This is a genomic window from Halobacteria archaeon AArc-dxtr1, assembly GCA_025517425.1.
Classification (GTDB): Archaea; Halobacteriota; Halobacteria; order Halobacteriales; family Natrialbaceae; genus Halostagnicola.
This window is the reverse complement of sequence record JAOPJY010000001.1, coordinates 778,100-790,908: the sequence shown is the minus strand read 5'-3', so window position 1 is coordinate 790,908 and position 12,809 is coordinate 778,100. Positions and strand designations below refer to the sequence as shown.

The window sequence follows — 12,809 nt, the reverse complement described above, 5'->3', positions numbered from 1 at the left end:
CACCCCGACCGCCGACAAAAGCCACGACGCTGTGTCTTCCCCAGCGCCCGCTGCAGTCACTCGTCGAGAGCGGTCGCTGCGTGACCGATCGAACACCTCTCGCTGCAACCCGGTTTTCCGGCCGTGACCCCTGGGGTAGAGGGGCAGAACATGACGATCAAATATTGCCGCATTTCGGAGCCTCGGACCCGGCCCCTCTCCGACTATGACAATAACACGACCACTATTCGAGCGAGGGTCAAAACATCACTCGAAATTGATTTTCGCCTGTCAGCTGTCACGATTGGTGGGGAGTCAATTACGATGTTATTTTCCAATGTAGGCCTGCAAAAGAGTGTTTTGTAGCACTATATTGGCACCTAACATATTCTACGCCTCGCCTGTGGAGTCCTACATAGGAAAATAAGGGCATTTATTTTCGAATGTGGGCAAGATTGATGTGTTGCGGGTGAGTGCCCCCGAGTATGACGGATGACGAGAGAGTCGCGGTGAAGACGTACGTTCCCCGGTACCAGAAGGAGGCGTGGAGTGAGCACGCCGACACCCTCGAGATGAGTCAGAGCGAGTTTGTCCGCACGATGGTCCAGGCGGGTCGGCGGGATTTCGAAATCCCAAGCGATGGCGACTCTGGCGAGGAGGCGACTGCAGCGGCCGACTCGGATGACGCGTTTGGCGATCGAATCCTCGCCGCGCTCGATCGAAACGGTGCACTCGGGTGGGACGAACTCGTCGAGGCACTCGTCGACGACGTCGAGGCGGATCTCGACCGCGAGTTAGAACGGTTGCAGGACGAGAACGTGATCCGCTATAGCGGTCGGGAGGGTGGCTACGTCCTTCGAGTGCAACGCGAGGGGGAGGTCGCATGAGCCAGCAGTCGACGGATCCCGTGGCGTACTTCCTCCAGGACATCGAGCATCACGGCCGAAACGAACGGACGACGGGGGCCTACGAGCGCGTTCTGAATCAGTATCGTGAGTTCCTCGTAGAACGCTTCGGAAAGGCGCCGACGGAGGCTGAGTATCGCGACTGCATGGCGTGGGTCCACGAGCTGCGCTCGAACCACGCAGAGAGCACGGTGGCGACCTACGCCTCCTACCTCAACCGGTTTTACAGTTATCTCGAACGCGTGGGTCACACGGATTCGAATCCGATGACGGTCGTGTTAGAGGAGATGAACGAATCGATCGAGTCGAATCCGACGCGACGCGACGTGACGCTGCCGGAGATGCGGTCGTTCGTCGGCGGGATTCGCCACCCGCTTCACCGAGCAGTTGTGATGACGTTGCTGAAGACGGGAATACGGTCTGGCGAACTCTGTAACCTCGATCTCGTGGATCTCAACGTCGATCACGAGGCCCAACACTGGCGCCCGAGAGCCCACATTTCGGGGCGACCAGACTCGATCTACATCTCGACAGAACACAGCTACGGTAGCGAATCCGGCGGCGAAACGCGGACCGCTTCGAACAAGCGAAAGCGTGAGACCGTCGTCCCAATCGATGCAGAGCTACAGAGGGCGCTCGTGCGGTGGCTGGCGATCCGACCCGACACTCAATCACGGGCCGATCCGCTCTTTCTCGGAACTGTCGACCGGTGGGGACAGCGGCTGACGCCCACCGTCGTCCACCACATCGTCGAGGACTACGCTCGCGAACGTGGCTGGTATCGAACCGGCGGCGGTGCCTCCGAGAACGTCACACCCCACTACTTCCGGCACTTCTTCACGACGCACCTGCGGGATCGAACCGGTGATCGGGGCGTCGTCCAGTACCTACGCGGTGACGTCGCAAGCGACGTGATCGACACCTACACCCACGACTGGGGCGATCGCGTCCGGGAGACGTACCTCGAGCATATCTACCGGCTTGCAGAGGACCCGCCGCAGACCACTCCGATATGAGGGGGTTTCGTCGAGGATTCCGGCCTCGTCGCAACGGCAGGAGCTGAATCCGGTGACGGTAGTCCATCACACAAACCATATATTGCTATATTGAATTGAGTCCCCGCCTCGTTCCAGAAATAGTCGTGGAATCGAACCCCTCAGTGCCGAACACGGGCAAACCGTTTTTGTCCCGGCAGCCGATGGTCTGAGCGGATGATACTGTCGGGAACCGTCGTCGTCGACGCGGACACGGTCATCGAGGATGGAAGCGTCGTTGTCGAAGGATCGGAAATCGTGGCCGTCGACGAGCGCGAGGAGATGCGCGACCGCTACCCAGATCACGTCGAGCGTGAGTACGACCTGCTCAGTCCGGGACTCGTCGGAGGCCACGTCCATTCGGTCCAGAGCCTGGGCCGTGGGATCGCCGACGACTCGGAGTTGCTCGAGTGGCTGTTCGAGTACGTGTTACCGATGGAAGCGTCGCTGTCGGCCGAGGAGATGTCGGTCGCCGCGACGCTCGGCTACCTGGAGATGATAGAAAGCGGGACGACGACCTGCATCGACCACCTCTCGGTCGCACACGCTGAGGAAGCGTTCGAGGCCGCCGGCGAGGTCGGGATCCGCGGGCTTCTAGGGAAGGTGTTGATGGATCAGCGCGCACCCGAGGGGCTACGCGAGAGCGCCACGGAGGGGCTCGAGGAGAGCGAGCGCCTGATCGAGCGGTACCACGGGTCGTTCGGCGACCGGATCAGATACGCCGTGACGCCGCGGTTTGCAGTCTCCTGTACGGAAGAGTGCCTCCGTGGCGCCCGCGAACTGGCCGACGCCTACGACGGCGTACGGATTCACACGCACGCGAGCGAGAACCGTTCGGAGATCGAGACCGTCGAGAACGACACGGGGATGTCAAACGTCCGCTGGCTCGACACCGTCGGTCTCACCGGCGAGGACGTCGTCCTCGCCCACTGCGTCTGGACCGACGAGGGAGAGCGCCAGCTACTCGCCGAGACGGGGACCCACGTCACCTACTGTTCGTCCTCGAATATGAAGCTGGCCAGCGGCGTCGCGCCGATCGAAGACTACCTCGACCGCGGAGTGAACGTCGCGATCGGCAACGACGGCCCACCGTGTAACAACACCCTCGACCCGTTTACCGAGATGCGCCAGGGAAGTCTCCTTCAGAAGGTAGACCGACTCGATCCGACCGCGCTCTCGGCCCGGACAATGTTCGAGATGGCGACCATAAACGGCGCGAAAGCGGCGGGCTTTGACCGACTCGGGGCGCTGCGCCCGGGTTGGCGAGCCGACGTGATCGGCCTCGACACGGATGCCACGCGGGCGACGCCGATCCACGATCCGATCTCTCACCTCGTCTTTGCTGCCCACGGCGACGACGTCTCGTTTACCATGGTCGACGGCGAGATCCTCCTCGACGACGGTGAGGTAACGACCGTCGACGCCCCAGCGGTCCGCCGGGAGGCGAGGCACATGGCGGCGTCGCTCGATCTGGAGAGGTATCGTGAGGAACGCGACTGAATCTGGTAGCGGAGTCGAGGCGGGCGAGGCTCAGTCCGCGACCGCGATCGCCTCGACCTCGATCCCGACCCCCTTGGGGAGGTTCGCGACCTCGACGGCGCTTCTGGCCGGCGGCTCCGCCTCGAAAACGGTCGCGTAGGCTTCGTTCATCGCGTCGAACTCCTCGATGTCCGCGAGAAAGACCGTCACCTTGACGAGGTCGTCCAGCTTGAGTCCCTCGGCGTCGAGGACGTTCCGGACGTTCTCGAGACACTGGCGGGTCTGGACGTCGATCGGCTCGTCTGCGAGCAGCTCACCGTCGGGCGTCGCAGGGATCTGTCCGGCCGTAAAGACGAGGTCGCCGGCCGCGACGGCCTGGCTGTACGCGCCGACGGCGGCGGGCGCGGCGTCGGTGCTGATGATCCGTTTCATAGGTTGGCTATCGTCTCGATTCGGTAAACGTGCTCCGATCGAGAGCGTTCGACGGTGGACTGACTAGCGGCTGATCGCGAGCTCGGTCTCCGTCTCGCCGGAGGCGAGCACAGACCGAACGGCTTCGACCGGCTCCGAGAGCTCGAGGGTGTTCTCCAGGAGTACCGTCTCGCTGGGGAAGAGACGCTCGCCGAGCAAGAGCCCGTGTTCGCGAGCGGTCGAGCCGCTGACAGTGAGGTAGACGCCGAGGCCGGCGTCGGCGATCGCTGCTTCCTCTTCGATCCCGCTGGGTGGATACTCGAACTCGATGCCGTCGAGTGCGCCCGTGCCGAGAACGGCCTGGACCAGGCGCTCGTACCGCGGGACGATACACAGCGGGCCGGTGTACTCACGCAGAAAGGATCGGTCGACGGACGAGGCCGTGGCATCAGGCGTCCCCATCAGCGTGTGGTAGACCGTATCACCGAGTCCGTCGACCACGCGGACGTCCGTGTCCGCAGGGTCGATTCGAGCGTTGATATCTGCGATCCGATCTAAGGGCTCAGGCCGAAGCTCGACGACCTCCTCTAAGACGAGATCTGCGCTGTCGAACCCCAGCCCGAACTCGTGGGTCCGAAGCGCCCGGAAGGGCTCTTCGCGTCCGACGAGTTGGATCTGCGTTCCCTTCGGGACGCCATCGACGCCTTCGAGCGGAATCGTCACGCTGTCGAAGACGATGCGACGGGGTTTGCCGGCGCGGTCGTCTCGCACCAGCGTGTACTCCGGGGCCGTCGGCTCGTCGACGGCGCTGTAGTCGGCGAGTCGATGGTAAACCCCCTCCTCGGAGTTGATTCGGCCCTTCGTGACTGCCTTCTCGTGGCGTAACGTCGAGGTGACGTCGTCTGCGAGCGCCCCGATGTCGAGGCGCGTCGCCAGACAGCCGAGCACCGATTCCAGGGGGCGTCCCTTCCGCGGGACCGCGATCGAGATCGTCTCGCCCATCGGTTCGAACTTACCGTCGAGAGCTAAACGCGTTCTGTTTCGCTGGCGTGGCGGCCTCGCCGGCGCGGGTCGATGCGGCGGGCGTCCGATCGACCTGTGGGTTCTCCCGGCGTGGTGCCCTCAGAAAGATATTGTGGCCGGAGGCGAAAGGGGGCGATATGAGCGACGACTCACAGTCCGATTCGACGCCCGACGTCGACGGAACCCTCGTCTTCGAGACGCGAGAGAATGCTGACGACCGCTACGAACGCGTCGCCGAGGGAATCCGACGCGAGGGAGACTGGCGCGCCGTCACCACCTACGAGTTAGATCGTGGACGCACCCGGCCGCTGTTGCGCGTCCACGTACAGTACTTTCCGGACGACGACCGCGAGCCACAACACACCACTCGGACGTACGGCGTTGACGACGGTGTCGTCGAGTCGACGGGGCAAGAACTCACCGCATTCGTCGAGGATCACTTCGATACCGAGCAGTCAGTCGCCGACGAGTTCGAGAACGTGCTTGGCTGATCGCGAGAACCGACCGACTATCCGGAGAACATCGAGCCGAGCTGGTCGCGCCACTCGTTGAGTTCGGTTACGTCAGCGCGGACCGATTCGACCTCGCCTTCGAGCTCGCCGACCGTCGATTCGAGATCGGAGATCTCGTCTTCGACGGAACCAACGGAATCGCGAACGGACTCGAGCTCCGACTCGACGTCCGACTCCACGGTCGAGACGGTCTCCTCGACATCGTCGACGGACGACGCCACCGTCTCGACGGATGTCTCCACTTCGTCGACGGCCGCTTCGACATCGCCGACGGTTCCCGAAAGCTCTGCTACGTCCTCGGTAACGGTCGCGAGGTCTTCGTCGACCATCTCCGCACGGTCCTCGACGGCCTCAACGTCGGTCGCGATCGCTTCCACGTCCTCCTCGACATCATCGAGGCCGGACTCGGTCGCACCGACGCGCTCGTCGACTGCCTCGAGATCGGAGTCGAGGCGGCTGATATCGTCCTGGAGCTCCGAGATAATCTGCTCGCCGGAGCCGTGTTCGTCGAGGAACGATTCGAGCGCGGCTGTGTAGGCGGCGACCTCTTCGACTCGCGTCTGAAGGTGGTCGATCCGTGCAATTTCGGAGCCGGAGGGCTCTCCATCGGACGCCTCTTCGAGTGCCTCCGTGAGCGCGTCGAGGTCCGCGTCGTCGACGGCTCCGTCGCGGATCTCCGCGGCGAGCTGTGCGGCGATGGAGCCGTCGGCCTCGGGGCTGGCAACGGCCTGCGAAGCGTCGATTTCCGCCGGTTCGCCCTCGTCCTCGCCGTCGCCAGGCTCGTCGTCACTTTCAGTGTCGGCGTCGGGATCCGCCGCGTCGTCTTCCGCCGTCGAGTCGGAGATATCGTCTTCACCGAACTCGAGGGCTTCGTCGGCGTCCGCTGCCTCCTGTTCGTCTTCACCGTCAGTCTCCTCGTCGAGTCCGAGATCGTCTGGGTCGTCTGGAACCTCGGTCTCGGCGGACTCGTCTTCGAGTCCGGGAACGGTTTCGGTCTCGCCGGCGAGCATGTCCTTTACAACCTGCGTTCGGTCGTCTTCGAGAATGCCGTCGATCGTCTCGTCCCCGACCGCCTCGGGAGCCGCTGTCTCTCCGTCCTCGATCTCCTCGGTGGCGTCTCCCTCGTCCCCGGCGACAGGCTCGGTTGCGGTGGACGGCTCGGAGGCTTCTAACTCGACGTCGGCGATAGACGGCTCCGTGAGGAAGGGTGCAGCCTCTGACGCGTCGTCGATCCGGATCCCGTAGACAGTCACGAGTGACTCACGGGGGTCGAGCGTTTTGGTAAACTCGACGTGGTGGTCCTGGTACGCGACCCAGTCTTCGCTGTCGTAGTCCGGATGAAACCCGATACGGTCCATCGAGAACGACTCGGGGATGTCTTCTGAGAGGCGCAGTGAAACCGGCTCGGCCCGCTCTGATTCGATCTCGAAGCGAATCGCCGGAACGGGGAACTCGTCGGCCGTAAACGTCTTGGTGACCGTTACTCCGTCGGCGCTGACGATGATCTCGTCTTCTGTGTCGGCTGTCGAACTCATGAAGACAACGTTACCAGAGCACTATTATAAATTGTGCGGGGAGTCAGTCTCGACAGACAGACACTCGTTCGAGAGAGTCATCCAAACCGACTCGAAACATCGAGGCTACCTGCTGTATCGCGTTGAGTGCGCTGAGCGGTCGGCTACAGGTCGATTCGGTCTCCGATCTCGACCAGTTCTAGCCGACTAGGTGCAGCAAAGCTCTTGGCGTGGTGGTGAAGCACCTTCGGGTCCGAGGTCAGTCCGCGCCACATATCCCAATGGCTCGGTACGAGGCGGTCGAGCTGGAGGTCGGCGGCTGCCTCGACAATCTGGTTTTCGTCGTTGTACCACCGCGTCCGCGTCGGTTCGCCAGTTTCCTTGTCGGGAATCTGGCCGACCGTGCCGAACGCGAGAATGCCGACATCGATGTCGTAGGTTTCGCCGACACGCTCGAACTCTTCGGCCGGCTTCGTATCGCCACCGTGGAAGACCGTTCCGGCGTCGTGTTCGAACACGTAGCTTACGGGGTGGGTTGCGTCCGGATCGTAGGCGGGTTCGACGTGGATCGTGAACTCGCCGATTTCGACGGTCTCCCCCTCCGAAAGTTCCTGGAACTGCTCTTCGGAGACGTCCCACTCGTCGGTCCAGCTCTCGTCTTCTCGGGCGACGGTCAGACTGTCGTCGGGTGCGTAGAACTCTGCACCGGTGTTCGCGAGAATCGGCGCCTGGCTCGGGCCGTGAACGTGATCCGTATGTTCGTGGGTGGCGAGGACGGCGTCTGCCTCCGCGACGTCCTCGGGGTCGAATGGGACCGGAATCATCCGGACCGTCCGTGGCGGGTCGCCGAGTCCGACGTAGGGATCGACGAAGATCGTCGTCCCCTCGTCTCCCTTCAGAATGAAGCCGTTACAGCCGAGATACCAGATCGCGACGCCGTCCGGATCGGCGTCCTCGACGGCGCGAAGCAGCCAGTCGTCCCAGTCGCTCGTGCTCATAGGTGAGCGCACGCGGCGGTGGGAAATAAGTACTGTCGATTTCCGTCACCGAGGCGGTCCCGCCGATCGTACGCCGACTCCCGGTCGGGTGTACTCGACTCACTGCCGCGCCATGAGTGATAGAGGCGTTTCGAGACGACGCCGAGACCGAACATACCCACAGCCCACAAAACCAAATCGCCGAGAACGGGTATCGATCCAGGAACCGAGATGACGAGCGGGCCGACTAGCGCGGCTTTCAGGTCCGCGGCGACGCCACTGGCGCGGGTGAGGGTGGTACCGACCCATACTACTGCCACTGCAGTTCCGACGATGCTCAGTATGCTGATCGCGACGAGAAGGCCGATGATCGTGAGCGCGATGACCGCGAAGACGATCGGTCCGAGCACGCCGACAAAGAGCCCCCATCCGAACGCGAGACCGGGATCGTCGTGGAGGTCGGAGACGGTCTCGTTGGTGTAGTGGGGAGCCGCGGCGACGAGCAAGAGACCGAGTAGTGATAGTACCACTACCAACACGAGAAACCGGACGCCGATTTCGACTCGAGCCCCGGAGATTGACCCTGTGCACTGGCCACCTTCGGGAGAACCAGTACGAGCAGGCAAGCCAGAGCCGCCGGTCTCAAATAACTGAACATACCGAGGCGTCGGATCGACGTCATAAAAAACGATCACAACGGTCTCCGGACCGGAAGCGAGGTGGGGGCCGGTTCAGTTCACCAAGTGCCGTGGAAGGTGTCGAACGACAGGTCCTCGAGGGGTTTGTTCCCGACGGCGATTTCGTACTCACCGGGGGTGAGCATCGGTTTGTGGAACTGCGGGCCATCGTCGGTCGTGATCCGCGGACAGCCGGTGTTGACGAACGCGTCCATGTCGAAGTTCCGGAGGCGGTCGGGGGTGACCTCGTCCATCGTGATCAGGTATGCGTCGTCGTTGTCCGCGAGGATGTCCTGGGCGATCTCCCAGCGACCCTGGCCGATCTTGGTACAGAAGATGACGCCCCACTTCTGGGCGTCCATCGCGCGGTGGACCGCGCCGTAGCGCTGTTTCATGAACTTCTCCGTGTCAGCGACTGTAACGACGTTGTTGACGGGGTCGGCAATGACCACGTGCTTGTCGGGGTGTTCCATCGCCAGCCCGAGCGGGTGAAACTTGCCGCCGCCGACGTAGAGCACCTGGTCGGCTGGCACGTCCGCGCTTGCGTAGTTACAGCCCAGGACCTGCCCCTCGTGGGTGAGGCGGTCGTCGCCGCGGCGACTGTGAACTTCGTAGCCTCGGTCCTCGAGAAACGCCGTCATCTCCTCGTAGCGGTTCATGTGCTGGGCCGTCGTCACGAGCCCGACGTCGCCGGTTTCCTCGGGGGCCTCGAGCGTCTCGAGTGCCTCCTCCATAATCGGGCGGACCGCGACGTTCGAGAACAGCGGGACGTAGATTACCTTGTCCGTGTTCTTCATCGGCGAGTGGCCGAAGTGGACGAAGACGTCCGTACGCTTCATCAGATAGGTGTCGAGGTCGCAGGCGCCGTAACACGGCTGGCCCGAGAGCATGATCGTCACGTCGTCGGGGACGAGTTCGCGGAGGTCGTCAGCGACAGACGGACCGCGGCGCTTGAGTCCCTCCGGAAACTGAAGGCCGACCTTGGTCGCGTCGCGCTCGTCGATCGCGTCGACGATGCGCTCGAGTTCGTAATCCCACTCCCGGTCGTGTTTCAACTGCATCCCCGTGTTTCGGAGGTCACCGTCGGTGTACTCCGACTCCTGGCTCATTGTACCGCTATTCGTGGGCGGACGTAAAACGCCGACGCTTTGCGGGCCAGAGCAGCGGTCGCGTTCGCGTCCCAGCAGTGACAGCTACAATGAACGTACTGATTTAGTGGATGTTCACGACGCTGGTACGTTGGCTGGACTCATCAGAACGTGGACCTATATTTGGTCCCAACAGTCATAGTACTGGAGTGTAAACGGGTCTCCAATGACAGCAGACCAACCTGCGGATGGCTATCTCTTCGAGCTCTACCGCCGGTATATCGGTGAGCCGGACGATCGGGCCGACGTGTATCTCGGGTTCGGGGTCTTCCTGAGTGGGATCGGACTGGGTGCCGCTGCGCTCATCCTCTTTCTGTACGGAAGCACCTTCGAGACGCGCTCGGCAGCGTATCTCACCTGGACGGAACCGGCGTACGCGATGGCGTTGCTATCGTTGCCACTTCTCATGCTCGGTATCGTCGTCCTGTTGCCGTCCGAGCGGCGAGTGCAGTACACGTCGGTGGCTGGCGTCGCTATCACTGCCCTCGCTGTCGTGGGCTTTCTCTACGCGTATCCGGCCGACTGGAACGGGTACGGAAACGACTATACCGCAGAAGTCGTCGCCGTCTATGCAGTTGGTCTCGCCGGACTGACTGCCTCGACGGGCGCTGCGCTGATCGCTCACTATCTCGATATGGCTCGAACGGTCGAGGCAATCGAGAGCGAGGATGAGGAGGCGGAGTCGTACTCCGACGAAGAGATCCGCCAGGATATCGACGACGCCATGCAGGACGTCGAACTATCTTGGGGTGGCGTCCAGAAGACCGAACACCGGCGTCTCGAGTTCAGCGAGAGCGAGTTCGACGAGGTCCACGTCGGCGAGGCCGCGACGACGACTCGGTCGTCCGGTGTCGACGCACAGGTTGCCGGGCTCAAGGGGCTCAAAGGCGGCGACAAGAAGACGACGACGTCCAGTTCGACGGTTGACGATCAGACCGCAAAGCTTCGCGAACTCCGCGAGAAACAACGCGCGGAGGCAGCCGAGGGTCCCGACGGGGCGGCTGCTGTGGCACGTGGATGGCTCTCTTCGGTGGCAACTCGCGTGCGTTCGCTTGTTTCGAAAAACTGATAGTCAGCTACAGACGATACTGGCGCAGTCATTTAGGTAACAGATCTAGTACATTCACATAGATTTATAAGCCGTCAGACGCCTTCACAAATCATGGCGAAAGGCCTAGACGTCGGGACGATGAACATCCTGTCTGCCCAACAGGATGGCTCCGACACGGTGTTCGTACAGCAGCGCAACTCCTTCGTGGAGATCGAGTACTCGGATATGGCAGAGCAGATGCTCTCGCGCAGCGAGGTGCTGCACATCCGAAAGGACGACAAGGTGTACGTCGTCGGTGACGACGCCCTCAACTTCGCGAATATTTTCAACAAGGAAACGCGCCGGCCGATGAAAGCCGGTATCCTCTCTGCAGACGAGAAGAGCGCGATCCCGATGATGAAGCTCATCATCGAGCAGGTCGTCGGCGAGCCCTCCTATCCGGACGAGAAGCTCTACTTCTCGACGCCCGCGGATCCGATCGACTCGGATCTCTCCACGTTGTACCACCAGAAGACGATCGAGTCGTTCCTCGGCGACATGGGGTACGATGCCGAGCCGATCAACGAGGGAATGTCCGTCATTTACAGCGAACTGGCGGACAACAACTTCACCGGCCTCGGGATCAGCTTCGGTGCTGGCATGACCAACGTCTGTCTGGCGTACTACGCGGTTCCCGTCATGAAGTTCTCCGTCGCCCGCGGTGGCGACTGGGTCGACGAGTCCGCAGCCCGCGCGACCGGCACGCCCGTCGACAAGGTCACCTCGATCAAAGAGGACGACTTCGAGCTCGACTTCACGACGGACGTCGGCGGCGTTGAGGGGGCGCTGTCGATCTACTACGAGAACCTACTGGACTACGTCATCGAGAACATCGCCCGCGAGGTCGACGATGAGGACGTCGAAGAGGGTCTCGACGTCCCTGTCGTCGTCACTGGCGGTACCTCGAGCCCCGACGGGTTCGAGGCGCTGTTCCGCGACCACCTCCAGGAAGCGAACATTCCGTTCTCGATTAGCGGCGTGAGCCACGCGAGCGAACCGCTGTACAGCGTCGCCCGCGGTGGCCTGGTCGCTGCCCGCTCTGACGAGGACGTCGATCACGAGGAAGAAGAAGCCCAAGCGGCAGCCCCAGACGAGTAGCAGTCCCCGTTAGGGCGATTTTTCGCTGTCTTCGTAGAACCTGTGTAGCGCATCGTGCCAGGACTCATTCTCTCGCCCCTCAGGTAGGTGTTCGACCGGCACGTCGGCGTATCCACAGCGAGGGCACGCGATCGTCGTCACCTCCCCGAGGCTCATCCGCTCAAGCTGTGCGGAACACCGTGGACAGTCGTCCATACACGGGGATTATGCGGCACGTTCTTAACTTTATCCTGGCACGACTGCACCAGCGAGCTAGCCGGGCGTTCGCGAACGCTTTTCTGTCTGATCTGCCTACGGTCGGCCGATGGAGGGTCCAGACCGTCGCTCGCTCGCACGAGCACTCGAATTCGTCGACGACTTCTCGGACCCGTCGGTCGCTCTCGAACAGTACCTGACGCCCGCAGAAGTCGGCGCCCACGTCTGCCAGCTCGCACAGCTGCAGGCCGATCTCGCTGGTCGAACCGTCGTCGACCTCGGCACTGGGACTGGACTACTGGCGATCGGTGCGGCCGCCTACGCCCCGTCGCGAGTCGTCGGCGTCGACGTCGACGCTGGCGCGCTCGCCCTCGCGCGGGAGAACGCCCAGACGGTCCGGGCACAGCTCGAATCGGATGCAACGGCGTCGCCTATCGACTGGGTTCGTGCCGATGCGACGCAACTCCCTCTCTCTGTAGACGGTGTGACGGTCCTCTCGAACCCGCCGTTTGGCGCCCAGCGAGGGAGCCGACACGCCGACCGGGCGTTTCTCGAGACGGCCAGATCGATCGCCGCCGTCTCCTATACGATCCACAACGAGGGAAGCCAGAAGTTCGTCGAGTCGTTCGCTGCGGACGCCGGCGCGACGGTCACCCACGCGTTCCGAGCTCCCTTCGAGATCGAGCGACGGTTTGCGTTCCACGCCGACGCGTCGCGGACTGTTGAGGCGGAAGTCTTCCGCATCGAGTGGGCGTGAGGTGGCTGAT

General features: G+C 62.6%; 14 protein-coding genes. 7 read left to right on the top strand and 7 right to left on the bottom strand.

The annotated features are described in order from the left end of the window. Nucleotides 1-464 precede the first annotated feature (464 nt). From OB905_04050 to OB905_04040, 3 genes are all read left to right on the top strand, one after another. Nucleotides 465-866: a DUF5805 domain-containing protein gene (locus OB905_04050; protein ID MCU4925160.1), complete on the top strand. Its 402-nt coding sequence runs from the start codon at nucleotides 465-467 to the stop codon at nucleotides 864-866. Continuing rightward, nucleotides 863-1,900, top strand: a complete 1,038-nt coding sequence (locus OB905_04045; GenBank protein MCU4925159.1) for a tyrosine-type recombinase/integrase — start codon at nucleotides 863-865, stop codon at nucleotides 1,898-1,900. The genes OB905_04050 and OB905_04045 overlap by 4 nt, the downstream gene beginning before the upstream one ends. A gap of 195 nt (nucleotides 1,901-2,095) precedes the next feature. Then, nucleotides 2,096-3,418: a 5'-deoxyadenosine deaminase gene (locus OB905_04040; GenBank protein MCU4925158.1), complete on the top strand. Its 1,323-nt coding sequence runs from the start codon at nucleotides 2,096-2,098 to the stop codon at nucleotides 3,416-3,418. 30 nt (nucleotides 3,419-3,448) lie between these two features. Here OB905_04040 and OB905_04035 read toward each other — a convergent pair whose 3' ends face one another. Next, nucleotides 3,449-3,829, bottom strand: a complete 381-nt coding sequence (locus tag OB905_04035) for a Rid family detoxifying hydrolase (protein MCU4925157.1) — start codon at nucleotides 3,827-3,829, stop codon at nucleotides 3,449-3,451. Nucleotides 3,830-3,892: 63 nt separating this feature from the next. Next, nucleotides 3,893-4,810: a hypothetical protein gene (locus OB905_04030; GenBank protein ID MCU4925156.1), complete on the bottom strand. Its 918-nt coding sequence runs from the start codon at nucleotides 4,808-4,810 to the stop codon at nucleotides 3,893-3,895. Nucleotides 4,811-4,968: 158 nt separating this feature from the next. Here OB905_04030 and OB905_04025 point away from each other — a divergent pair, with 158 nt between their 5' ends. Next, nucleotides 4,969-5,322, top strand: coding sequence for a hypothetical protein (locus tag OB905_04025; protein MCU4925155.1), 354 nt, complete (start codon nucleotides 4,969-4,971; stop codon nucleotides 5,320-5,322). Between the two features lie 17 nt (nucleotides 5,323-5,339). Here the strand turns inward: OB905_04025 and OB905_04020 are convergent, their stop codons facing one another. The 4 genes from OB905_04020 to dph2 form a co-directional block, all read right to left on the bottom strand. Then, nucleotides 5,340-6,878, bottom strand: a complete 1,539-nt coding sequence (locus tag OB905_04020; GenBank protein MCU4925154.1) for an AAA family ATPase — start codon at nucleotides 6,876-6,878, stop codon at nucleotides 5,340-5,342. A 143-nt stretch (nucleotides 6,879-7,021) separates the two neighbouring features. Further along, a complete protein-coding gene (locus OB905_04015) occupies nucleotides 7,022-7,855 on the bottom strand; it encodes an MBL fold metallo-hydrolase (protein ID MCU4925153.1) in 834 nt (277 codons plus the stop codon). After that, on the bottom strand, nucleotides 7,852-8,364 hold the full coding sequence (locus OB905_04010; protein ID MCU4925152.1) for a hypothetical protein: 513 nt from the start codon (nucleotides 8,362-8,364) through the stop codon (nucleotides 7,852-7,854). Before OB905_04010 ends, OB905_04015 begins: the two co-directional genes overlap by 4 nt. A 206-nt stretch (nucleotides 8,365-8,570) precedes the next feature. Continuing rightward, the gene (dph2, locus tag OB905_04005) at nucleotides 8,571-9,620 is read right to left on the bottom strand and encodes a diphthamide biosynthesis enzyme Dph2 (protein MCU4925151.1); all 1,050 of its coding nucleotides are present in this window, start codon (nucleotides 9,618-9,620) and stop codon (nucleotides 8,571-8,573) included. Nucleotides 9,621-9,825: 205 nt separating this feature from the next. Between dph2 and OB905_04000 the strand changes: the two genes are divergently transcribed. Further along, nucleotides 9,826-10,728, top strand: coding sequence for a permease (locus OB905_04000; protein ID MCU4925150.1), 903 nt, complete (start codon nucleotides 9,826-9,828; stop codon nucleotides 10,726-10,728). 93 nt (nucleotides 10,729-10,821) lie between these two features. Then, on the top strand, nucleotides 10,822-11,847 hold the full coding sequence (locus tag OB905_03995; GenBank protein ID MCU4925149.1) for a hypothetical protein: 1,026 nt from the start codon (nucleotides 10,822-10,824) through the stop codon (nucleotides 11,845-11,847). Nucleotides 11,848-11,856: 9 nt separating this feature from the next. Here OB905_03995 and OB905_03990 read toward each other — a convergent pair whose 3' ends face one another. Continuing rightward, nucleotides 11,857-12,042 (bottom strand): zf-TFIIB domain-containing protein, encoded by a 186-nt coding sequence (locus OB905_03990; GenBank protein ID MCU4925148.1) that lies wholly within the window; start codon nucleotides 12,040-12,042, stop codon nucleotides 11,857-11,859. A gap of 109 nt (nucleotides 12,043-12,151) precedes the next feature. Between OB905_03990 and OB905_03985 the strand changes: the two genes are divergently transcribed. Beyond that, nucleotides 12,152-12,799: an METTL5 family protein gene (locus tag OB905_03985; protein ID MCU4925147.1), complete on the top strand. Its 648-nt coding sequence runs from the start codon at nucleotides 12,152-12,154 to the stop codon at nucleotides 12,797-12,799. Nucleotides 12,800-12,809: the final 10 nt, after the last annotated feature.

Excerpts from the sequence above, each read along its gene's own strand:
- OB905_04050 (MCU4925160.1), top strand. The coding sequence starts at position 465 with ATGACGGATGACGAGAGAGTCGCGGTGAAGACGTACGTTCCCCGGTAC.
- OB905_04045 (MCU4925159.1), top strand. The coding sequence starts at position 863 with ATGAGCCAGCAGTCGACGGATCCCGTGGCGTACTTCCTCCAGGACATC.
- OB905_04040 (MCU4925158.1), top strand. The coding sequence starts at position 2,096 with ATGATACTGTCGGGAACCGTCGTCGTCGACGCGGACACGGTCATCGAG.
- OB905_04035 (MCU4925157.1), bottom strand. The coding sequence starts at position 3,829 with ATGAAACGGATCATCAGCACCGACGCCGCGCCCGCCGCCGTCGGCGCG.
- OB905_04030 (MCU4925156.1), bottom strand. The coding sequence starts at position 4,810 with ATGGGCGAGACGATCTCGATCGCGGTCCCGCGGAAGGGACGCCCCCTG.
- OB905_04025 (MCU4925155.1), top strand. The coding sequence starts at position 4,969 with ATGAGCGACGACTCACAGTCCGATTCGACGCCCGACGTCGACGGAACC.
- OB905_04020 (MCU4925154.1), bottom strand. The coding sequence starts at position 6,878 with ATGAGTTCGACAGCCGACACAGAAGACGAGATCATCGTCAGCGCCGAC.
- OB905_04015 (MCU4925153.1), bottom strand. The coding sequence starts at position 7,855 with ATGAGCACGAGCGACTGGGACGACTGGCTGCTTCGCGCCGTCGAGGAC.
- dph2 (MCU4925151.1), bottom strand. The coding sequence starts at position 9,620 with ATGAGCCAGGAGTCGGAGTACACCGACGGTGACCTCCGAAACACGGGG.
- OB905_04000 (MCU4925150.1), top strand. The coding sequence starts at position 9,826 with ATGACAGCAGACCAACCTGCGGATGGCTATCTCTTCGAGCTCTACCGC.
- OB905_03995 (MCU4925149.1), top strand. The coding sequence starts at position 10,822 with ATGGCGAAAGGCCTAGACGTCGGGACGATGAACATCCTGTCTGCCCAA.
- OB905_03990 (MCU4925148.1), bottom strand. The coding sequence starts at position 12,042 with ATGGACGACTGTCCACGGTGTTCCGCACAGCTTGAGCGGATGAGCCTC.
- OB905_03985 (MCU4925147.1), top strand. The coding sequence starts at position 12,152 with ATGGAGGGTCCAGACCGTCGCTCGCTCGCACGAGCACTCGAATTCGTC.